22 protein-coding genes are annotated in these 21,034 nt (G+C 54.5%); 8 read left to right on the top strand and 14 right to left on the bottom strand.

What is annotated here, in order from left to right:
- A partial coding sequence (locus ACYCZJ_RS15220; protein WP_461555078.1) for a hypothetical protein occupies positions 1-437 on the top strand: 437 nt, incomplete at its 5' end.
- Positions 438-495: 58 nt separating this feature from the next.
- On the opposite strand, the gene ACYCZJ_RS15215 is transcribed toward ACYCZJ_RS15220, so the two are convergent.
- Both ACYCZJ_RS15215 and msrP read right to left on the bottom strand, forming a co-directional pair.
- A complete protein-coding gene (locus ACYCZJ_RS15215; protein ID WP_461555077.1) occupies positions 496-1,131 on the bottom strand; it encodes a protein-methionine-sulfoxide reductase heme-binding subunit MsrQ in 636 nt (211 codons plus the stop codon).
- 12 nt (positions 1,132-1,143) lie between these two features.
- Positions 1,144-2,076 carry a protein-methionine-sulfoxide reductase catalytic subunit MsrP gene (msrP, locus tag ACYCZJ_RS15210; RefSeq protein ID WP_461555076.1) on the bottom strand — a complete coding sequence of 311 codons (933 nt, stop codon included), beginning with the start codon at positions 2,074-2,076 and terminating at the stop codon, positions 1,144-1,146.
- A gap of 430 nt (positions 2,077-2,506) precedes the next feature.
- On the opposite strand from msrP, the gene ACYCZJ_RS15205 reads away from it, so the two are divergent.
- On the top strand, positions 2,507-2,770 hold the full coding sequence (locus tag ACYCZJ_RS15205; protein ID WP_461555075.1) for a hypothetical protein: 264 nt from the start codon (positions 2,507-2,509) through the stop codon (positions 2,768-2,770).
- Between the two features lie 113 nt (positions 2,771-2,883).
- The gene (gene trxA / locus ACYCZJ_RS15200) at positions 2,884-3,255 is read left to right on the top strand and encodes a thioredoxin (protein ID WP_461555074.1); all 372 of its coding nucleotides are present in this window, start codon (positions 2,884-2,886) and stop codon (positions 3,253-3,255) included.
- 66 nt (positions 3,256-3,321) lie between these two features.
- Here the strand turns inward: trxA and ACYCZJ_RS15195 are convergent, their stop codons facing one another.
- The 6 genes from ACYCZJ_RS15195 to ACYCZJ_RS15170 form a co-directional block, all read right to left on the bottom strand.
- Positions 3,322-4,956 (bottom strand): bifunctional aminoglycoside phosphotransferase/ATP-binding protein, encoded by a 1,635-nt coding sequence (locus ACYCZJ_RS15195; protein WP_461555073.1) that lies wholly within the window; start codon positions 4,954-4,956, stop codon positions 3,322-3,324.
- 84 nt (positions 4,957-5,040) lie between these two features.
- The gene (locus ACYCZJ_RS15190; protein WP_461555072.1) at positions 5,041-5,445 is read right to left on the bottom strand and encodes an HPF/RaiA family ribosome-associated protein; all 405 of its coding nucleotides are present in this window, start codon (positions 5,443-5,445) and stop codon (positions 5,041-5,043) included.
- 106 nt (positions 5,446-5,551) lie between these two features.
- Complete coding sequence (locus ACYCZJ_RS15185; RefSeq protein ID WP_461555071.1) at positions 5,552-6,697, bottom strand: FAD-dependent oxidoreductase; 1,146 nt, start codon at positions 6,695-6,697, stop codon at positions 5,552-5,554.
- Positions 6,698-6,728: 31 nt separating this feature from the next.
- Entirely contained in the window at positions 6,729-6,893 is a 165-nt protein-coding gene (locus ACYCZJ_RS15180; RefSeq protein ID WP_461555070.1) for a rubredoxin, read from the bottom strand.
- A gap of 43 nt (positions 6,894-6,936) precedes the next feature.
- Positions 6,937-7,410, bottom strand: coding sequence for a rubrerythrin family protein (locus ACYCZJ_RS15175; RefSeq protein ID WP_461555069.1), 474 nt, complete (start codon positions 7,408-7,410; stop codon positions 6,937-6,939).
- Between the two features lie 116 nt (positions 7,411-7,526).
- Complete coding sequence (locus tag ACYCZJ_RS15170; protein ID WP_461555068.1) at positions 7,527-8,456, bottom strand: LysR substrate-binding domain-containing protein; 930 nt, start codon at positions 8,454-8,456, stop codon at positions 7,527-7,529.
- A gap of 451 nt (positions 8,457-8,907) precedes the next feature.
- Between ACYCZJ_RS15170 and ACYCZJ_RS15165 the strand changes: the two genes are divergently transcribed.
- From ACYCZJ_RS15165 to katG, 3 genes are all read left to right on the top strand, one after another.
- On the top strand, positions 8,908-9,579 hold the full coding sequence (locus ACYCZJ_RS15165) for an OmpA family protein (RefSeq protein WP_461555067.1): 672 nt from the start codon (positions 8,908-8,910) through the stop codon (positions 9,577-9,579).
- Between the two features lie 198 nt (positions 9,580-9,777).
- Positions 9,778-10,434, top strand: a complete 657-nt coding sequence (locus tag ACYCZJ_RS15160; RefSeq protein WP_461555066.1) for an OmpA family protein — start codon at positions 9,778-9,780, stop codon at positions 10,432-10,434.
- A gap of 441 nt (positions 10,435-10,875) precedes the next feature.
- The gene (katG, locus tag ACYCZJ_RS15155) at positions 10,876-13,050 is read left to right on the top strand and encodes a catalase/peroxidase HPI (RefSeq protein ID WP_461555065.1); all 2,175 of its coding nucleotides are present in this window, start codon (positions 10,876-10,878) and stop codon (positions 13,048-13,050) included.
- Between the two features lie 170 nt (positions 13,051-13,220).
- Here katG and ACYCZJ_RS15150 read toward each other — a convergent pair whose 3' ends face one another.
- From ACYCZJ_RS15150 to ACYCZJ_RS15125, 6 genes are all read right to left on the bottom strand, one after another.
- On the bottom strand, positions 13,221-14,303 hold the full coding sequence (locus ACYCZJ_RS15150; protein WP_461555064.1) for a hypothetical protein: 1,083 nt from the start codon (positions 14,301-14,303) through the stop codon (positions 13,221-13,223).
- Between the two features lie 35 nt (positions 14,304-14,338).
- On the bottom strand, positions 14,339-15,646 hold the full coding sequence (locus ACYCZJ_RS15145; RefSeq protein ID WP_461555063.1) for an ATP-binding protein: 1,308 nt from the start codon (positions 15,644-15,646) through the stop codon (positions 14,339-14,341).
- A complete protein-coding gene (locus tag ACYCZJ_RS15140; protein ID WP_461555062.1) occupies positions 15,643-16,305 on the bottom strand; it encodes a response regulator in 663 nt (220 codons plus the stop codon). Before ACYCZJ_RS15140 ends, ACYCZJ_RS15145 begins: the two co-directional genes overlap by 4 nt.
- Before the next feature lie 118 nt (positions 16,306-16,423).
- The gene (locus ACYCZJ_RS15135) at positions 16,424-16,756 is read right to left on the bottom strand and encodes a PepSY domain-containing protein (RefSeq protein ID WP_124705489.1); all 333 of its coding nucleotides are present in this window, start codon (positions 16,754-16,756) and stop codon (positions 16,424-16,426) included.
- A gap of 84 nt (positions 16,757-16,840) precedes the next feature.
- Complete coding sequence (locus ACYCZJ_RS15130; protein WP_461555061.1) at positions 16,841-17,479, bottom strand: cysteine hydrolase family protein; 639 nt, start codon at positions 17,477-17,479, stop codon at positions 16,841-16,843.
- Positions 17,476-18,408 (bottom strand): DMT family transporter, encoded by a 933-nt coding sequence (locus tag ACYCZJ_RS15125; RefSeq protein WP_461555060.1) that lies wholly within the window; start codon positions 18,406-18,408, stop codon positions 17,476-17,478. The genes ACYCZJ_RS15130 and ACYCZJ_RS15125 overlap by 4 nt, the downstream gene beginning before the upstream one ends.
- Positions 18,409-18,522: 114 nt before the next feature.
- Between ACYCZJ_RS15125 and ACYCZJ_RS15120 the strand changes: the two genes are divergently transcribed.
- Together ACYCZJ_RS15120 and ACYCZJ_RS15115 are read left to right on the top strand one after the other, a co-directional pair.
- Positions 18,523-19,479 carry a helix-turn-helix domain-containing protein gene (locus tag ACYCZJ_RS15120; protein ID WP_461555059.1) on the top strand — a complete coding sequence of 319 codons (957 nt, stop codon included), beginning with the start codon at positions 18,523-18,525 and terminating at the stop codon, positions 19,477-19,479.
- A 122-nt stretch (positions 19,480-19,601) separates the two neighbouring features.
- Positions 19,602-20,903, top strand: coding sequence for a hypothetical protein (locus ACYCZJ_RS15115; RefSeq protein ID WP_461555058.1), 1,302 nt, complete (start codon positions 19,602-19,604; stop codon positions 20,901-20,903).
- Positions 20,904-21,034 lie beyond the last annotated feature (131 nt).

The raw sequence follows: 21,034 nt of genomic DNA, 5'->3' as shown, positions 1-21,034 counted from the left end.
CAGTGGCCAAGCCCGCAGCAAAAAAGGCTGTAGCCAAACCAGCAGCCAAAAAAGCAGTGGCCAAGCCCGCAGCAAAAAAGGCTGTAGCCAAACCAGCAGCCAAAAAAGCAGTGGCCAAGCCCGCAGCAAAAAAGGCTGTAGCCAAACCAGCAGCCAAAAAAGCAGTGGCCAAGCCCGCAGCGAAAAAAGCTGTAGCTAAACCAGCAGCCAAAAAAGCAGTGGCCAAGCCCGCAGCGAAAAAGGCTGTAGCTAAACCAGCAGCCAAAAAAGCAGTGGCCAAGCCCGCAGCGAAAAAGGCTGTAGCTAAACCAGCAGCCAAAAAAGCAGTGGCCAAGCCCGTAGCGAAAAAGGCTGTAGCAAAGAAACCGATGGCAAAGCCGGCTTCATCGCCGGCGCCCATCATGTCGCCGAAACCTCTCGGCCCCACAGGTTCCTAAACACTGCTATAAAAATTTGGGCGGGGATAACCCCCGCCCTTTTTATTTCTGATCGGTTTTATGCCTTCGCAGTGCTACCGAGACGCGGTCTCCTTGCTTTAAATAAAATACGAATCCCCAACAGCAATGCCAACACCACTGCATAGATCAAAGGCTGGGTAATATCTTTTTTCACCAGCCACCAATAATGCACAACACCAAGTGTCGCAATCGCGTATATCAGCCGATGCAATCTTTGCCAGTTTTTTCCGCCCAATCGCTTCATCATTGAATTGGTAGACGTTACCGCAAGCGGAATCAATAACACAAAGGCCAGAAACCCCACTGTGATAAACGGCCGTTTGATTACATCTTTCACGATCGTATTGATATCGAAGAATTGATCCAGCCAGATGTACGTCATAAAGTGCAGACATGCATAAAAAAACGTAAACAAACCCAACATCCGACGCAACCTGATTAGCCAGTTCCAGCTGGTAAATTTCCGTAATGGGGTAACGGAGAGCGTGGTCAGCAAACCAACCAGCGTCCAGGTTCCGGTTGAGTGGGTAATGAATTCAATCGGATTGGCACCCAACCCATCATTGACACCCAACCATATCAGTCGCAGCAAAGGCACCAGCGCAGCAACAAACAATCCGGCTTTGGCGAAACCCAGCTGACGTGCCGAGGGGGTTTGTAACGCATTCCACATACAGCCACATTCCTAAAAATTTTTGCGTAAATCCATACCCTGGTACAGCTGCGCAACCTGTTCACCATAACCGTTGAACATCTCGGTCTTGCGTTTGAAAAACTCACCAATGCGACGCTCTCTGGCCTGGCTCCAGCGCGGATGATCCACCTGCGGATTGACGTTGGAGTAAAACCCGTATTCGCTTGGCGCTGCACGCCCCCAAGCCGTTTTGGGTTGCTGCTCAACAAAACGGATGCGCACGATGGATTTGGCGCTCTTGAAACCATATTTCCATGGCACAACCAGGCGCACCGGTGCCCCGTTCTGGTTAGGCAGGGTTTGTCCATACAGGCCCACCGCAATAATAGTCAGCGGGTGCATGGCCTCATCCAGACGCAAACCTTCGGTGTATGGCCAGTTCAGTACGCTGGAACGCTGACCGGGCATCTGCGCTGGATCATTCAAAGTAGTGAACTCGACATACCTGGCGTTACCGGTAGGCTCTACCTGGCGAATCAGACTGGCCAGCGGAAAACCTTCCCAGGGAATGACCATCGACCAGCCTTCTACGCAACGCAAGCGATAGATGCGCTCCTCAATGGGGAATGCTTTTAACAAAGCGTCAATATCCCAGACCCTTGGGCGCTTGACCGCGCCTTCCACCGAGATAGTCCACGGACGAGTACGCAGACTCTGGGCATATTCAGCCGGGTCGGACTTGTCGGTGCCAAACTCATAATAATTGTTGTAAGTGGTAACGTCCTTATATGGTGTTTTTTCCTCGCTGGTACTGTAGGGACTGCTCACTATGCCCGACAACCGGGTAGTGGCCTCAGCTACGCCGGGCAACAGCACGCTTGCCGCCAACGCCGATCCGGCGCGCAAAAAATTACGGCGCTGCAGATAAATTTCATAAGGAGTAATATCCGCTGCTTTTAACACATCGGGTTTCTTTATCAACATAGGAACACCTCTTGGTGGGATGGTGTGGCTTGCCTCAACAGATCTTTGCCACGTTACAGATTCAGCCATGAACGCATTCTGAGCTTACATGCGCTTGGTCGTCATTCCCAGCAAAACCTTACAGACTTTTGCCACTAGTTCAGTAATCTCATGCGAATGATCTCACCGCATGGTGCCAATGATTTCTTTCCAGCAAACAGATTCGACAATACCGAATCTTGTTCCATGTTGTACCCAAGCCTTCCACTAAAGTCCATTGAAGTGTCGGGTTCTCAGCAGCGTTGCTGATTTCTCGTTTGAATTCCTATTTTGAGGATGTCATCGTTACTTCAAGTACACCTGTTTTAATAGCTGTTACGCCCAACACCCGATTGGCATGCATTGTGCAAGTGTTCAGGTAAAAACCATTCATTTAACGGGAGGTAACATCGTGATAGCACTAGATAACAGAAAGGCAGTAATCGTCAGCGTTTCCGAGCAGACGAACAGCGAAGATCGCGTGGTCATCACCCTGACCCCGGATAATTGCGTATTGGCACTCACCGCGCAGCAAGCGCGCGTACTGTCTACACAGATCATTCAGGCAGTGCAGCGCGTTGAAGTCAAAACCAGCCTTGCTCAGCCCAGACAAGCCATGCGCCGCAATCAAATACCGCCCATGCGGAACATGGATAATGTTCTGCTGGTCAAATAACTGGCGTCGCGAGGACGAGCGCAACGCTAACATGCTAATATTTAACACCGTACAGTGATTCGGCCGACCATAGCCAATTACGCTTTATCTTTCACCGCCGTTTGGAGTTTCGCATGGCCACCCTTGACCTTACCCAGGAAAATTTCGAATCTACCGTCCTGGAAAACGATTTTGTCATCATTGATTTCTGGGCACCCTGGTGCGGTCCTTGCCGCGCCTTCGCGCCGACCTATGATCAGGTGTCGGAAAACCATACGGACATTATCTTCGCCAAAGTGAATACCGAAGTTGAACAAGCCATCGCCGGCAACTTTCAGATTCGTTCCATCCCAACCCTGATGGTGTTCCGTGAAAAGGTCATTGTCTATTCGCAACCTGGCTCCCTGCCGGCTTCAGGCCTTGAAGACCTGATTGCCAAAGTGCGCGAACTGGATATGGTTCAGGTACACAAGGAAATTGCCGAGGAACAGGCGGACCAATCCTGAAACCGCCGAATTTTGTTTCAGGCAGCTTGAACAAACCAATTCCGCCGTTTTGTAAGCCGATCTCCTTCAATCACCACAAACACCCATCCTGCTGATCTTGCGCGCCATGCGTCGCCAGGTGCGTTGCAGGCATCGCGCATCCGGTTTGCGCTCGGCATTGAAGCGCGTTACCCAACGACGCTCATCTGTACCCAATGGTTGACTGGTTTTGATCTGCTGCTCCAGGACAGCGAGATTTGCCTCCGAAGCATCGCTGCCCAGATATTCTCGCAGCCGCACCCTGTGGCGAAGAGTGGATACGCTTGCGCGATAATCAACAATCATAAATGGCACGTCCAGTCTCCGCGCCAGCGCATGAAATTGATCACGCTGCCAGCGCGCAATGAAAGTAGCGTCCACGATCGCAGGAAAGCCTGCTGCGGCAATAGACCGTGCCAGCGCTTCCATATACTGGTAGGTAGCCCGGGTAACGCCACGCGAATACAGGCCGCTTTCTACTCCCGATCCGGTGCGCGCATCTGCGCGCAAGTGATGCAAACGTTTGCGCTCCACATCGGAGCGAACGCATACCGCACCCAGCGTTTCCAGCGCGGATCGGGAGAACATGGTTTTGCCGCTGCCGGACAGACCGTGATTGATGATGAGCGCCGGTTGTCCGGAGTCAAAAAATGTCTGGGCCAACTTGAGATAACGCAGGCAATCACGTAACGCACGGGTTTTTTCAGCTTTCCCAGCCCCAGGTTGACACGCACGCATGCCATTCACTTTGGCACGCACCATGGCGCGATATGCGAGATAAAATCGCAGCACCGCCATCCCCGCATAGTCGCCACTGTGCGCAAGATACGCATTGAGAAAGCCAAATGCCAACGGCTTTCGGTTATGCGCGATAATATCCATGACCAGAAATGCAACCTCGCTCATCACATCAATCCAGCGCAGATTCGGGTTGAATTCGATGCCGTCGAATACGGTAATGCGCCCTTCAACAAGCGCAATATTACCCAGATGCAAATCACCGTGACACTCGCGCACCCAGCCTGAACGACGCCGTTCGGCAAAGGTTTGCTCAAGTTGAGCGCAAGCAGATTCAGTTGCGGCTTGAATTGCGTCAAGACTTGTTTGCTGTTCGGGACTGGTCAGCAAGGGGCGTAATTGATCGATATTCTGACGCGCTGGCGCCATGATACTTTCTGTTGAGCCATATGAACTATCCAGATCTGCTGGCGGCAGATGCGTGTGAAAATCAGCAATCAATACTGCCAAGTCGTCCATATGTGCCGAGGTCAGCTCACCCCGTTTCAACATCGCATCGAATAGGCCTTGTTGATCAAAGCGCCGCATTTTTACCGCGTACTCAATGGCCGGTAGCGCACCCAGGTGCGGCGCATTGACGCTACCCCCAATGGGGACCACGTCGAGATATATGTCCGGTGCCAGACGGCGGTTGAGACGCAACTCTTCCGTGCAGTAGAAACGCCGCTGATCCAGGGAAGTAAAATCAAGGAAACCAAGATTGAGTGGTTTCTTGATTTTGTATGCGTACTCCCCTGCCAGCAGCACATGCGAGATATGGGTTTCCACTACTTGTATATTGGTGGCAGGATGCGGATAGCAGACGGATTCGCGCAATGACGATACCAATTGCGTCTGTGCTGCGCTCAGTGGTTCGGATAGTTGAGATATGGCTTGTGTGGGCATGAGGTATAGCGTCAATAGGCGATCTGAGTAACCACGCACTCTCCCGATTCTCCAGAAAGCAAGTAACATCGCTCGCGCGTGCGATCAGCCCGGTGGGATGTCGTTACTTTGTGTACCGTCCTCAGCATCGGGATCGGGGGATTCGGATTCTCCTGCCCTGCTCTCATGTGTCTTCACGTCGCCGCGCTGACGCCGGCCATAATCTTCCAGCTTGCGATTGGCCGCATCAAATGCATCGCGTAATGCGACATAAACATCCTCACTTTGATCACGGTTAATAACGATCTCGCTGCCCGGCACAGTCAGATCAATGCGCACATTGAACAACTTGCCATGCTGTTTGTGTTTATGAGGCAGTTCCACCACCACACGACAACCGACCAGCGCTGAATAAAAATGTTCGAGCTTGGCAGCTTTTTCACGGATATGGTCTTCCAAAACAGCGGAAGCCGGCATGTCGCGTAATGTAATTTGCAGAGGTATTTGCATGATTGATCCTTATTGACTGCCTAAAAAATATGCGGCCCACTATTCATCATAGACATGGAATACGCATCCGGGCAGTCATAAGGATCAATTACGCAGCGAATCTCATTCAGAGCAGTAGTGGCGGCAACTGTTTGGCCAATGTCTGACGCTGGCCAGCCTGCTTACCAGTCAATGCAAAACCAAGCAAACCTTGTTGCCCATCCTGAAACAGGACGCACACACCGTCTTCTACACAAGAGACCTGCCAGCTTCCCGCCATGCCTTCCGCGACTGTCGCAACCGCAATGGGACAGGCAGGTGTTTTTACTATTACAGGCATGGCAGGATAAACCACCTCGGTTGGCGTACCGGCGAGCGTGGCAGCCAGTACGCGCGCCTGCGCCATGAGCGGCAACACATAAGGCAGCACATGACCAGCCACCTCAGCACAATCACCCAAGGCGTATACGCCAGCGGCGCTGGTCTCGAGCAGGCGATTAACCTGAATTCCACGTGCAGTACGGATACCGGCGGCTTGCGCCAGCAGCACGCGCGGACGCAGGCCGATTGCAGCAAGCACCGCGTCAGCGGTGATGACCGTACCATCATTCAGGGTAACGGCATAACCTGCAGCTGCATGACTGACAGCGGTTGCCGTATGCCCAAGATGCCAGGTCACCCCCGCTTCAGCCAGGGCTCGCTGCAAATCCTGCGCGGCCGCCTCAGGGAGTAACCGGTCTAATGGATGCGGTGCCGGATGCACGATATCCACCTGATGACCCGCGTGTGATAAATCATTGGCAAATTCGCAGCCGATCAGTCCGCCGCCCAGTATCGTTATATGCTTTGCATCTATGATGCGTTCACGAAAGCGCGCATAGTCCGTCAAGTCATTGACCGACATCACACTCTCCACCGCGTCGCCTGTCAATTGCGGCCGCACCGGATCAGCCCCCAGCGCCAGCACCAGTTTGCTGTATGCGATAACCCGTTGCGCGACTCGTACGTTACAAGCCACCGGATCAATTTCTTCTACCCGGCTATACACCAGCACTTCGGCATTGATCTGCTCAGCCATGGCCGGCGCTAAAGCACCCGCCAATTGGTCGGCAGTTTTTCCTTGTGCCAGTGCGTTGGAGAGCAACGGCTTGCTGTAATAGCGACCATCATCCGCCGTGATGATGACCAGCGGTACGCTCTTGTCCAGTTTGCGCAATTCGCGCGCCAGCGTGTATCCCGCGAGACCGCTACCGATGATGACGATGGGTTCCATTTTTTTCCTTGTGTATATGTGGCGTCTGCGTCTATACCGCCACCATTTCAAAATCGGCCTTGGCGACGCCGCAATCCGGACAAGCCCAGTCATCCGGGATGTCCTGCCAGCGCGTTCCCGCAACGATTCCTTCCTCGGGCAAACCGGCCACTTCATCATAAATAAAGCCGCATACCACACATGTCCATACTTGCATTTTGTTCTCCTGAAATTCAAAGGCTGGATGATTAAATGTCTCGTTACGCCGTCACTTGTGCGAGTGTGGCGCGATAATGATTCGCATGCTTTTCTTCCACCTTGGTGAGCGCCGCGAAACGTTTTGCAGCTTTTTCCAGGATGGCCTGAAAGCGCGCCGCGTGTTCCCTTGATTCTGCGATTTGCTCGTCCATTTCCGCGACCGCCGCATGATTGCCTTCTTCAACTGCGGCATGACGAAAGTCGGGATACATTTCGGTGTACTCGTAGGTTTCGCCCTCGATCGCCATTTCCAGACAACGCGCCGGGGTCATCTCGGTCTTGGGATAAAGCAGATCAAGGTGGCCGAAGGCATGCTGAACTTCCTGGGCCGCGGTTTCCTCGAAGACTTTAGCAGCAGTCTCGTCTCCCGCAGCACGGCACGTTTTGGCGAAGTACATATATTTGATATACGCCATCGATTCGCCAGCAAACGCAGACTCGATATTTTTGATGGTAACTGATTCCGGATATTTCATTTTCATCTCCTTGATTGGCAAGGGTAGCGTTCACCCCACGCTTCACATGTTACGGAGATGCAATAGATTTATCTAATTGATTATTGATATACAATAGATAGATAAAAACTATCAATCTACGCAAGATGTTTCTGTACACAAGGCAAATCGCTTAGGCGCACTGCCTTTTGCAGCATTTTGAGCGCCTCTGGTCGAGTGAAGCTTTTTCGCCAAGCCAGCGCTACCGGTCGACTGGGTGCAGGGTCGGAAAATGGCCGGAACACCAACAGGTTTTGTTCGCTGTCACCAGAGGGTACGGCAGTGCATGGCATCACAGTAATCCCGGCACCGGAAGCCACCATGTGGCGTATGGTTTCCAGACTGCTGGATTCCAATGTCTTCTGCATGCTGCCCGGTGTAGCCGCAGTGCGACTGAGCGCCGGGCATACCTTCAGCACCTGGTCACGGAAGCAATGTCCGGAGCTCAGCAATAACAGATTTTCCTGCATCAACTCGTCTGCATTAATCGCGGGCTTCATACCCCAGGCATGCCCTGCCGGCAACGCCACCTGGAACGGCTCGGTATAGAGCATCAAGGTTTCAATTCCTGGCTCGTCGAACGGCAGCGAAATAATAATCGCATCCAGTTCGCCGCGCTTGAGCTTCTCTGCCAGCTTGGCGGTAAAATTTTCTTCCAGCAACAGCGGCATCTGCGGTGCCAGCACATGCAACTGCGGAATCAGTTTCGGCAGCAGGTAAGGTGCAATGGTATAAATCACACCCAGCCGTAACGGCCCTGCCAGCGCATCTTTTCCCTGCTGAGCCAGCATCTTGAGTTCAGTAGATAATTCCAGAATATGCGCCGCCTGCTCGACAATTCGCGCACCGATCGGCGTGACCGTCACCTCATTATTCCCTCGCTCGAACAACGCCACACCCAGCTCATCCTCAAGCTTTTTGATGCCGACGCTCAGCGTGGGCTGGGATACAAAACAGGCCTCCGCCGCCCGCCCAAAATGATGAGAACGTGCGACGGCAACGATATAACGCAATTCAGTAAGAGTCATCTGCTGAGTGTAGCCCAAGCTGGCCTGTCATCAAACGACATAACCTGAGCGGACAGATATTGCTTCATATGCCTTTAACTTCAGTCCAGGTGAACAAACAACAAAATTGGATCGCAGCCCGCATGAAAAACACTGCTTTGGCCCGGATAAATATGCCGACAATCTATATGGCACACGACCATTCAAGCTGAAAATACATATACCCGGCGCAATCGGCGTACGCAAACCGGAAAGTGGAAAAATTCAGCATTTTTGGCTACCTACAGCGCTAATGTGCTGTAACGTACAAAGTGTTCGCAAAAATTTATTGTATAATTTATAAAGAATCATGCTAGAAAGAATTAAGCAAATTCAGGATGCATGACTTGAAAGCCAATGACGCGATGGTGTTATCGGCTAAACTGGCACCAGAATATGCCAGCCCCATTTTAAACCGGAGGGAGAAGTAAATATGACTGCCGTAAAAAAACTGATTATCGCAAGCATTGCCGCTGCACTGTTGCCAAGCATGGCACTTGCCGCAAATTCGACCAACTATGGCTATGTGGTCGATTCCAGCGGAAAAGTTGTCAAGAATAACTTCGGCGAGTGCTGGCGCACCGGCTACTGGACACCAGCGATGGCAAACGAGGAATGCGATCCCAATCTGGTGAAAAAAGAAGAGCCAAAGCCTGAGCCAATGGCAGAAGCGCCAGCGCCTATGCCGGCACCTGCGCCTGCTCCCGAGCCAGTTACCCTGCAAAAGGTAAATCTGTCCGCTGATGCGCTATTCGCCTTCAACAAAGCAACGCTGAAGCCAACCGGCAAAACCACCCTCGACGATTTCGTACGTGACCTGGGCAATGCGAACTACGATGCAGTCAAAGTAGTGGGCCATGCAGACCGTATTGGCAGTCATTCGTACAACCAGAAACTGTCGGTAAAACGCGCTGAATCCGTAAAGAATTATCTGGTCAGCAAAGGTGTTCCTGCTGACAAAGTCAGCGCTTCTGGCGTAGGCGAGACCGAGCCAGTTACCAAACCGGGTGAATGTGTCGGCCGCAAGAGCCCGAAACTTATTGCCTGCCTGCAGCCTGATCGTCGCGTAGAAATTGAAGTCACTGCTACCAAACCAACTAATTAATCTGCAACCGTAGATTAATCGCTGCAAATTTACCTGCTGCTTGATGCACATTTAGCAGCAGGTAATCCTCATCTGTTTTTCGGTTATATTGTTTAGCCAAGGCAATTCAACTTTTTCTATTGGCATCCACCTGCTTCAGGCATCGGTTCTAAATGCTTGCGGCATTTCCCTGTTGTTCAATTCACGAAGGGAATCATCATGCATAAATTATCGATTGGCGCCATCGCCACTGTATTCGCAATTTCCGGCTGCGCGGACATGACGCCTACGCAACGTGGCACCGCCACGGGTGCCGGCATAGGTGCAGGTGTCGGTGCTGTGATTGGTGCCGCCACCGGTGGCGGAGGAGGACGTCGTACAGCAACGGGTGCTGCATTGGGTGGCGCGGCAGGCGCCATTGCCGGCAATATCTGGTCCAACAAAATGGAAAACCAGAAACGCGCCATGGAACAAGCTACCCAGGGGACGGGTGTACAGGTCAGCCAGACTGCAGATAACCGCCTGAAACTGGATATACCCAGCGACATTTCGTTTGACACCAATCGCGCAGACATCAAGTCAAATTTCAGACCCATACTGGATAAATTTGCCGCCAGTCTGAATGAGAATCCATCAACGGTAGTAACGATCGTTGGTCATACTGACAGCACCGGCAGCGATTCGATCAACAATCCATTATCCGTTGAACGTGCGGCCCGTACACGTGACTACCTGACCACAAGAGGCGTCGCATCCAGCCGCTTCACGATCGACGGGCGCGGTTCGCACGAACCCGTTGCTTCAAATAGCACTGAAGCCGGGCGCTCCAAAAACCGCCGCGTTGAAATTTTTGTGGCAGAGCCACAACCACGATAAATCGTTTTACTCGCGCAGCGATCACGCTGCGCGACTGTCACCGGCGTTGCTCGCACATCAGTTATCGTGACTGCTGTTTGCCTCGCTGCCGTCCCTGACTGTCTCCCGAAACCGGATTCGCAAAGCCAAATGGCCTGGGCAAGTTGACGCGTCTGTACACGACGATAGCCAATATTGATTAGCACGGTTGAAATAAACAATTGGTTAAATAGTGTTGAATAAGCTTGAATGAAGACCGTACACGCACATGAATGTTTGTACTGAATATTCATCTTGCTCCCAAGGAGATGAAAATGAGCCTACATGTCCTGGAACTGGTGGTGCGCGTCAAAAACAATGGGGTTTACCGCACATTCACAGCAACCCTAGCGGTATAAGATCGGTACTCTGACCTCAAACCGGACCGAGTCGTTGGATTCAACCTGTCAATGGAGAAACATTATGTCAACCGAAACGAAATGCCCATTCAATCACACTGCTGGCACAGGAAAATCGAACCATGACTGGTGGCCGAACCAACTCAACCTGAATATCCTGCACCAGCATTCCCCTGAATCCAATCCCATGGGTGCGGATTTCAACTACGCCGAAGAATTCAAGCACCTCGACCTGGCGGCCGTGAAGCAGGACCTCCAAATCCTGATGACTGATTCGCAGGATTGGTGGCCGGCGGATTACGGTCACTACGGCCCCTTTTTCATCCGCATGGCCTGGCATAGCGCGGGCACCTACCGCACCGGCGATGGCCGTGGCGGCTCAGGGCACGGCAACCAGCGTTTTGCACCCCTCAACAGCTGGCCCGATAACGTCAACCTTGACAAGGCGCGCAGGCTGCTCTGGCCGATCAAGCAGAAGTACGGCAGGAAAATCTCCTGGGCCGACCTCATCGTTCTCACGGGCAACGTCGCGATGGAATCGATGGGTTTCAAGACCTTCGGTTTCGCTGGCGGGCGCGAGGATGTATGGGCGCCAGAGCTGGACGTCTACTGGGGCAATGAGGACAAATGGCTGGGAGACGACGCGCGCTATTCCGGCGAACGCGATCTTGAAAATCCGCTTGCTGCCGTGCAGATGGGACTGATTTATGTCAACCCGGAAGGCCCTGGCGGCAACCCCGATCCGGTCGGGTCCGGGCGTGACGTTCGGGAAACCTTCGCGCGTATGGCGATGAACGACGAAGAAACAGTGGCGCTTACCTGCGGCGGACACACCTTTGGCAAATGCCACGGTGCGGGTGATGCGGCACTGGTCGGACCGGCACCCGAAGCAGCCGGACTCGCCGAGCAGGGCCTGGGCTGGAAAAGCAGTTATGCCAGCGGTAAAGGTGGTGATCAGATCGGTAGCGGCCTGGAAGGCTCGTGGACGCCAACCCCGACGCAGTGGGACATGAGCTATCTCGACATGCTGTTCGGCAACGAGTGGGAGCTGAGCAAGAGTCCGGCTGGCGCCAATCAGTGGACGCCAAAACAGGCAACCGACAGCAACATGGCGCCGGCTGCGGACGATGCGTCGAAAAAAGTGCCGATCATCATGACCGCTGCGGACATGGCGATGCGTATGGATCCAGTCTATGAGCCGATTGCACGGCGCTTCCACAAGGACCCGGCAGCGTTTGCTGACGCATTCGCCCGCGCCTGGTTCAAGCTGACTCACCGTGACATGGGCCCGCGTTCGCGCTATCTCGGCCCCGAAGTGCCTGCGGAAGAGCTCGTCTGGCAAGACCCCATTCCGGCTGTCGACCATGCCTTGATCGACGACAAGGACGTCACCACACTCAAGACCAAAGTACTGGCGTCCGGGCTGAGTGTTTCGGAGCTGGTCTCGACCGCCTGGGCCTCGGCGTCCACGTTCCGCGGCTCCGACAAGCGCGGCGGCGCGAACGGCGCGCGCATTCGTCTCGCGCCACAGAAGGACTGGGAGGCCAACCAGCCGGAGCAACTGGCAAAAGTACTCGGAAAACTCGAAGACATCCAGCGTGCATTCAGCAACAACGGCAAGAAGGTCTCGCTGGCCGACCTGATCGTGCTGGCAGGCTGCGCCGGTGTTGAAGAGGCTGCAAAGAAAGCGGGTCATACCGTAACGGTTCCCTTCACACCGGGCCGCATGGACGCCTCGCAGGACCAAACCGACGTGGAATCCTTCGCCGTACTCGAACCGATCGCAGATGGCTTCCGTAACTACCAGAAGGCCCAGTACACCATCTCAGCCGAGAAACTGCTGCTCGACAAGGCACAATTTCTGACGCTCTCCGCACCCGAAATGACTGTGCTGGTGGGCGGCTTGCGCGTCCTGAATGCCAACATCGGGCAGTCCCAACACGGTGTCTTCACCAAACAGCCGGGGGTGCTCACGAATGACTTTTTTGTCAACCTGCTCGACATGAGCACAAGCTGGAAGCCAGTGTCGAAGGCTGAAGATGTGTTCGAGGGGACCGATCGTGCAACAGGTGAACACAAGTGGACCGGCACCCGCATCGACCTGGTCTTCGGTTCGAATTCCGAGCTGCGGGCTTTGGCTGAAGCCTATGGCAGTTCGGACGCACAGGAGAAGTTCGTCCATGATTTTGTAGCGGCCTGGAACAAGGTGATGAACCTCGATCGCTTCGATCTCGCGTGATCCCGGGTGCACCAGCCCGGACACCGCTACAAGGCCGACCCGGATTACGGTAGTTGGGTTGCCGCCGGGCTGAGCATCAACCTTGGCGCAATCATCGGCAAGGTCGCGTAATTTTAGACTGATGCAAACCACCGCCCCGGCCTGCGCCATGCAGCCGGGGCGGTGGCGTTTCAGACGACCGGATTCTGCAACATCGCCACGACAATGTTTACCATCTGCTGCGCCCCGTTCGACCGCACCGGTGGCGGGGACGGTTGCGCCCATAGTGCAGCCAGGTCACTCGCCAGCTCACCGCTGGCGATGGTCGCTGCCGACACTTCCAGACAGCGGCCATGTCGTACCAGCCAGTCCACCAGATACGGTTCTTCCGGCCAGTCCACACGTCGCAGATAGAGCAACGGCACATCATTGACCGCCGCTTCGGTGAACAGCCCATAGCCCGGTTTACCTATTACCGCATCGCACGACGCCAGCAAATCGGTAAACGCCATGTCCAGCGGTTCCAAGGCATGCGCGTCGGCATGCTGCACGCGCCAATCCTGCTGCACCAGCCATGTCACCCCGGGCAGGCGCGGCCAGGATTCCATCGGCGGCCTGAAATGCATGCCGCCCATATTCACCAGCACCAGTTTTTCATCTGGATTCAACTCCAATTGCCTGTTGATATGCACGCGCTGCGATTGCCCGTATTGGGCCACCGGGCCCACAGCAACACGGTTCGGCAGGTCATGCATGGGCATGGCGGGTTCAAGCCGGATGAAGCGCTCCGCCCCGGCGTAGGCCGCGCGCATCTCGCCCAGTATTTCAGCGGCTTCGGGGCGCCCGCCGCAGTAATGTGCATAGATGTCCGCCCAGTTGAGCGAGCACAGCCCGACAGCAGGAATGCCTGCACGTTTGGCCGCTGCCAGCGGCAGGTAGGCAACGTTGGCGAGCACTACGTCGGGCGCGGCATGGCGCAACAGCGCGGTGTAATCCGCCACATGCCGCGCCCAGTCGCGGTGGAATGCCTGATAGCCGCGCGCGCTGGCGTCTGCGTCCACTTCCACTGCACTGACCATCGCCATGGTAACGTCGCTGGCAGACTGGATGTGGGTAAAGGGCACACGTATGCGACGCGCGATGACCTCACGCGGCGCGGCGCATTTCACCGTGAGGCGCAGATTTGGGTGACTTATCGCATAAGCATGGATGACTTCGGCGGCCTGCGATAAATGACCATAGCCGTGAAAGGAAATATCAAACCAAAGGTGCATGAAATGTTCAGGGTGTGTTGGGATAATGCGTAATTTTATCCCGGAAAACGCACCTCGACCCGCAGCCCCGCACCTGCTGGATTGTCTGTAAGCGCCACCACCGCACCGTGCTGCTCGGCAATGTTTTGCACAATCGCCAATCCCAATCCACTACCGGTCACACCGCTGCCTTCGCGCCGGTAAAAGCGGTCGAACACGCGTTCGCGTTCTTCGATGGGAATGCCCGGCCCGTTATCCAGCACGCTGAGCACAGGCTGGCAGTTCACGCTCTGCACATTCACATCCACCCGGCCGCCCGGCGGCGTGTAGCGGATGGCGTTGTCCACCAGATTGCCGAGCAGGATGCGCAAGCTGTCGGCGTCCCCCTGCGTACTCACCTCTCCGGCATCCGCGGCGACACCCAGATCAATATTGCGGCGCTCCGCCAGCGGGCTGCGGTCGGCAACCACTTGCCGGGCAAGTTCAGCCAGATTCACCGCCGCGAACTTGCGCGTCGCCATGCGCGGTTCCTGGCGTGCCAATGTGAGCAGTTGGGCGACCAGATGGGTGGCGCGATCCAGGCGTTCATGCAGTTTGGCGATGGCGGCCGTGCGCGCGACCGGGGTGTTGGCACGCTCGGCCAGTTGCAGTTGCAGCTTTAACGCGGCAAGCGGCGTGCGCAGTTCATGTGCCGCATCGGCGACAAATGCGCGCTGCGTGGCAAGTGCCTCATCGAGGCGTTCCAGCAGACTGTTCAAGGCGTCCACCAGGGGGCGTATTTCAGGCGGGAGATTGTCGTTTGGCAACGCCTGCATGGCATCGGGACTACGTCGCCGCAACGCATCGGCGACACGCTGCAGCGGCGCCAGACTCCGCCCCACCGCCACCCATATCAGCAGTGCCAGCGCCGGAATCAAAACGGCGAACGGCAGCAGCGAGCGCGCGGCCAGCCCGGCGGCCAGTTCCTGGCGCACAGAGGTCGGCTGCGCTACCTGGATAATATGGTCATGCCGTGTAACCGCGTAAACGCGCCACTGCTCATCCCGGGTCGTCACCGTATGAAACCCGTTGGGCAGATAGCGCGGCAATGCAAGCGCCCGATTGGAGGCATACAGCGGCTGTCCGTTGCGGTCCCACACCTGCATCACGATATCCTGATCTTCCTCGGGGTCCGGGCCCCATATTGGTGGCGCGGGTAAGGTGAGTTGCGCGGGCAGTGAAGCAGCCATCTGCTTGAGCTGGTAATCAAACAACTCATTGGCTTCTTCGTGTACCTGCACATACAGCGCTACTCCGGCCAGCAGCGAGCTGACCAGCATCCCGCCCAATAACCAGATCAGCAACTGCTGGCGTAATGGCCTCATGCCGAGTTGGCCACTTTGTAGCCGACGCCGCGCACATTGCGGATGAAATCGGCACCGAGTTTTTTGCGCAGGCGGTGGATATACACCTCCACCGCGTTGCTCTCGATTTCCTCATTCCAGCCGTAGAGTTTTTCCTCCAGTTGCGCCAGCGACAACACCCGGCCGGGCGGGTCGAGCAATGCCTGCAACAGCGCGAATTCACGCGCCGACAAGGTCAGCGGCTGGCCCTGAAAACTGGCCTCGTGGCTGGCCGGATCCAGCGTGAGCCCCGCGTGGCTGATGCCCGGCTGGGCGCGCCCCGCGTGACGCCGCAACAAGGCGCGCACGCGCGCGAACAACTCGTCCAGGTCGAACGGCTTGACCAGGTAATCGTCCGCGCCCGCGTCCAGCCCCTTGACCCGATCCGGGGTGGCATCGCGCGCGGTCAGAATCAGCACCGGCGCTGCGCCGCCGCGCTTGCGGTAATCCGCCAGCACCTCCAGCCCCTGCTTTTTCGGCAGCCCCAGATCCAGCAACACCAGATCGTATGCCTGTGTGCCCAGCGCCAGTTCCGCGCTACGCCCGTCGCGCGCCCAATCCACGGCGTAATTCTCGCCATGCAGACCTTCCTGCACGCTCTCGCCGATCATCGGGTCGTCTTCCACCAGCAGTATTCTCATTGATTTTCTCCCGGCCTTTGCATCTTCGCACTCTGCCCGGTTCATTCCATAGTCGCAAACCGCAAACAACCAGCGCAAAAACCCCGCCAAGAGGCGGGGCTATGCAGGCCTCGTTCATTTAGTCGGGGTTGGGGCCTTCTTCCTTGTTTTCCAGCACCTTGCCGGATTGCGCATCCACGCCAACCTCATGGGTGACTTTACCCTGACGGATATCAAACGAATAGCGCAATCCGCTGCCGCCATTTTCCTTTTCCAGCTCCTCGTCAGTGATTTTGCCGGGGTGCGCCTTGAGGGCAATGGTGCGTGCCTCGGCCATGGTGACTTTGGCATTGTGGGCCAATTTCTCACCTGTATAAGCCTGAGCGGAAACGACGCCGCCTAACAGCGCGGCGGCGATTACAATGGAAACGAAGTGAGGGCTACGAACGCTTTTAAATGCTTGCTTACTCATGATATTGCTCCTGATCCAATCAATGCGGCCAGGCGACATTGCCTTACCGGGATTGCATTCTGGACCGGGCAACTTAAGGCAAACTTAACGATCAGCCTTGTTCGTTCTGCGAGCAGCCTGATTTGATCGAAATATACTGTCGCACTCCGCCGCTCTATCTGTTTGCAATAAACTTATCCATTTCTGAGTGGTCATCACTGCAGCAAAGCGACTCTGCATAACGACCGTGAATGTGCGATGAATCTCCTCCGCACTGGCTGATCCAGCCTTGTTGACATAGGGCAGAGCACCGGCTGCATCGGATAGAAACTCTACCGCGATGCCAGCATGAAATGAGTGTCTGATGGTCGAGTCATCGCAGTGATGGGTCATGTAACCGACGACAGTCAAGGTGTTGATTTGATGCTCGCTTAACCATTCGGCGAGATCTGTCCCCGCAAATGCGCTGGGCAATTTTTTTTCAATATGATGGCTCCATGTGCGTGAGCGCACCACATCGTGCAACTCCCAGCCATCGCTTCCTGTTGCAAAAATGGGCGATTCAGCGGGCGCATATTGCTGCACGACGATGATGGGGATGCCGGCATTTGCTGCTGCATCCATGGCTCGACCAATGTTTGAAAGCGACGACTGAATATCGGGAAATTCAATCGGCAAATTGCCCGTTACATATTCATTCTGGACATCAATGACAATCAGGGCACGGCGTGGTTGATGTGTCATGGGTGTTCTCCTTGAGGTGGGTAAACAGCGATGGGGGGAATGCCCTTCTTTCTGGCGGAGGACTGATTGGCGATCAGCAATATCGCTGACGCTGAAAACAGCAGAAGGCTGACCGCAACCGAGGTTTCGACGCGTTCGTGTAAAACAAAGAAGCCCAGTGCCATTGCCACAATGGGTTGTAAAAGCTGCAGCGCAAGGGCCGTCGTTGGTGTAATGCTTCGCAGTCCGATGCTATAGCAGCCGTAGGCCAGAGCGGTTGCAGCCAGGCCAAGGTAGCCCGCCACGAGAGCGCCGCGTAATGATAAAAATACCTCCATGTCTGGCCATGCAACGGGCAGCAGTACCAGTGCGGCAAACATCAGTGCCAAGGCTGTCGAGGCAAGCCCATCCTGCCAGCGGCCCTGCACAATATTTTCCATACGTGCTGTCGAATAGGTGAAGGCCATATAAGCAACGCCGCTCAAAGTTGAGAAAAACAAGCCTTCCGCTATGGATAGTGTGAAATTCACCAGAATCAACGCAACCCCCGTTGCGCTCAACCCAAGCGCACACCACCATGCCGCCTTTGGAAGGCGGCGATGTACGGTTGCCGAGAAGGCAGCCGCAGCCAAGGGCGCGGTCGCTGTGGATACAATATTCGCGACGATAATGCCTGCTGTAGCAATGGCAGCAAAAAAACTCCACTGGAATAGTGCCAGCGCTATGGTGGCGACGAACAGATGCAGGCGCGGCAGTTTCCTCATCACACAGAGCATCCGCCGTGGGCCAACCAGCAATGCCAGGACCAGCCCGCCAATAGCCATGCGCACTTCGCCGTACGCTGCTGGCCCAATATCGGGTGGTGCAAAATGGCCCGTAATACTGACGCTGGCCCATAGCATGGCGGCTACGATGACGAGATACAGCCCAAGGGATGAAAGCCGATGCATATAGGCAAAGAAGTTAATGAGGCAGCCACCATTATTGGCACTCCCTTTCCAACGGAATAGTGGCCTGAATGACAAATTTCGATAGAATCGGGCCATTGAGTCTGGAGATGCAAAATGCGTGCAAATACTGTCGCAGTGATTGCCTTTAACGGCATCAGCCCGTTTCATCTCTCGGTTCCGTGCGCGATTTTTGGTGAGGATCGGACAAATGCCGGCATTCCCAGGTTTGAACTTCTGGTCTGTGCGGCGGAGAACGGGGTTCTACAGACAACCGCAGGCTTTTCCATCGAAACGCGCCACGGCTTGAAGGACCTGTCGAAAGCTGCGACCATCATTGTCCCAAGCTGGCGCGACCCCGCCGAGCTGCCACCACAAGCTTTGCTGGATGCGCTGCGGCAAGCCAGTCAGCAAGGTGCGCGGATTGTGGGCTTGTGTTTAGGCTCATTTGTATTGGCCGCTGCCGGGTTGCTGGATGGCCGTCCTGCGACCACCCACTGGCTTTGGGCAGATGAACTCGCCAGGCGTTACCCTCTCATTCGCGTGAATCCTGATGTGCTGTATGTCGATGACGGCGAAATCATCACATCGGCAGGCACGGCAGCCGGGATTGACTGCTGTCTGCACGTCCTGCGCCGACAGTACGGCGCCAAAATCGCGAATGACGTTGCACGGCGGATGGTCGTGCCGCCGCACCGCCAAGGCGGGCAAGCTCAATACATCCAGCAACCCGTGCGCCACATTTCAGCCATTGATCACTTTGCGGAAGTGCTGGATTGGGCAACCGGCAACCTGGATAAACCCCTCAGCCTGGATATGCTCGCCGAACGGGCACGGATGAGCCGCCGGACGTTTACGCGACGCTTCCGGCAAGTCATGGGCAACACGGTTGGGGAATGGCTGCTCAGCCAGAGATTGAGCCTGTCTCAGCAACTGCTGGAAACAACGGACAGCTCGATCGAGCTTATCGCCGAGCGGGCGGGTTTCGGATCGACCGCATCACTGCGCCAGCACTTCAATCAAACCTTCAAAATCTCGCCATCGAACTACCGAAGGGAATTCCGGGGAACATAAACATACAAATGCGCTGGCAATAAAAGCCATTGCGTATCAACAAAATACAATGGCATGATGCATGTCAGTATTTTTTTAAAACTATCCGAACGCCAGCGTCCGGCTAATAACTGTTAGGCAAGATGACAGAAGAGCGACAATCTTACCCGTTACCAACTCACTCGATTCCGGGGTTGCGACTCTCTGACCACGTTTCGGATCTTACTGAAATACAGCTATTCCTCGAATCCAGAGGGATCCAGACGCATAACACGCGAATTGATCGGTACAAAAAATATCTCGAACAAGCCGCGCGCGCTGGTCCAATCAACGAAGCACAGATATTCAAAAACACATCCGATGCCCGTTTTCAAAGTGACATTGATTGGATGCTCTATGTTCTTCGAGAAGTGCACGAACTTATGTGGATTCTTAAAGGCCTCAAGGCTTATATCCCAGAGGGCGTTGACAAAAAGCTTCTAAAAATTGTCAGTGGAAGTGACTTTGCCGCATTGGATACCAATACAGAGTCACGAAACACCCAGTTCGAACTACGAATAGCGAGCTATTTCTGTCAAGCCGGGTGCGAGGTCGATCTTTCAACTGATACTGATGTGATCGCAATTACTCAAGACTACGCGTTCTACTTAGAGTGCAAGAGAGTTGCTAGCAATAACAATCTTCAACAAAACTTGATAAAAGCCAGGAATCAACTGATCGAAAGAATGCCAAGCAGACATGGTAATAAAAAAGTCTATGGTTTCATTGTGGCAGATGTTACCAAGGTCGCGTTCACTCATAATGGCCTGACCATCGGACTTACGAATGATCATTCAAGAGATGTGGTCCAGGAAAAGCTGATAAGCATCGCATCATCAACAATGAATATGCCGATATTTACCGGTTGTCGTGATTTGCTTCAGTGCTGGCTGCAAATCCATATTCCGTCGTTGATAATGCATCCACCGAAAACGATAACAAGGTTTTCATCTTTCGGAATTCAAGCTTCTAACCTAAATCGAAAGTCACAAAAGGTACTCAGGATATTTCGGGAGATTAGTGAGATTGGAAATCGCCCTGACGCTAGAGAGGTACCACCCGAGAAACTGATCCCGAGGACATTAGTGACTCTACCGACTGGAACTGCCTTCAGGCTTGACGAGCATTTGTTGGTGGAGTTTCTTAAAGGCGGCAATAACTACGGCAAGATGAGAGAGGAAGTGATCGCGGAACTTCATTTTGATGGAGTCAAACACGAGTTCACATTCCTTGAATTTGAAATGCTAGTCGCTAATATCCCCACGTCTGTGCGAAAACAATACGCTGCAAGTCCAGATACCGCACGCCCAGCTCTCATTATTGAAATGTACATACAAAGGTACCCATATGAAAACGGTGGCTCAGTCTCGGACGGACTGAGCCCAAAGGATCGAAGAGATGCCTAACATATGTTGAACTAAACCGCTATCGCGGTGGCTCCCGAACCCACCGACCCTCTCCGCACACCTGCTGCACCTGACGTAAAAATCTCCGATCCTTGATCGCGGGGGATGTCCCCGACACACTCAAGGAGACG

Source organism: Sulfuriferula sp., assembly GCF_054605375.1.
Note: the sequence above shows the minus strand (reverse complement) of the source record. Positions and strands in the feature narration are given on the sequence as shown.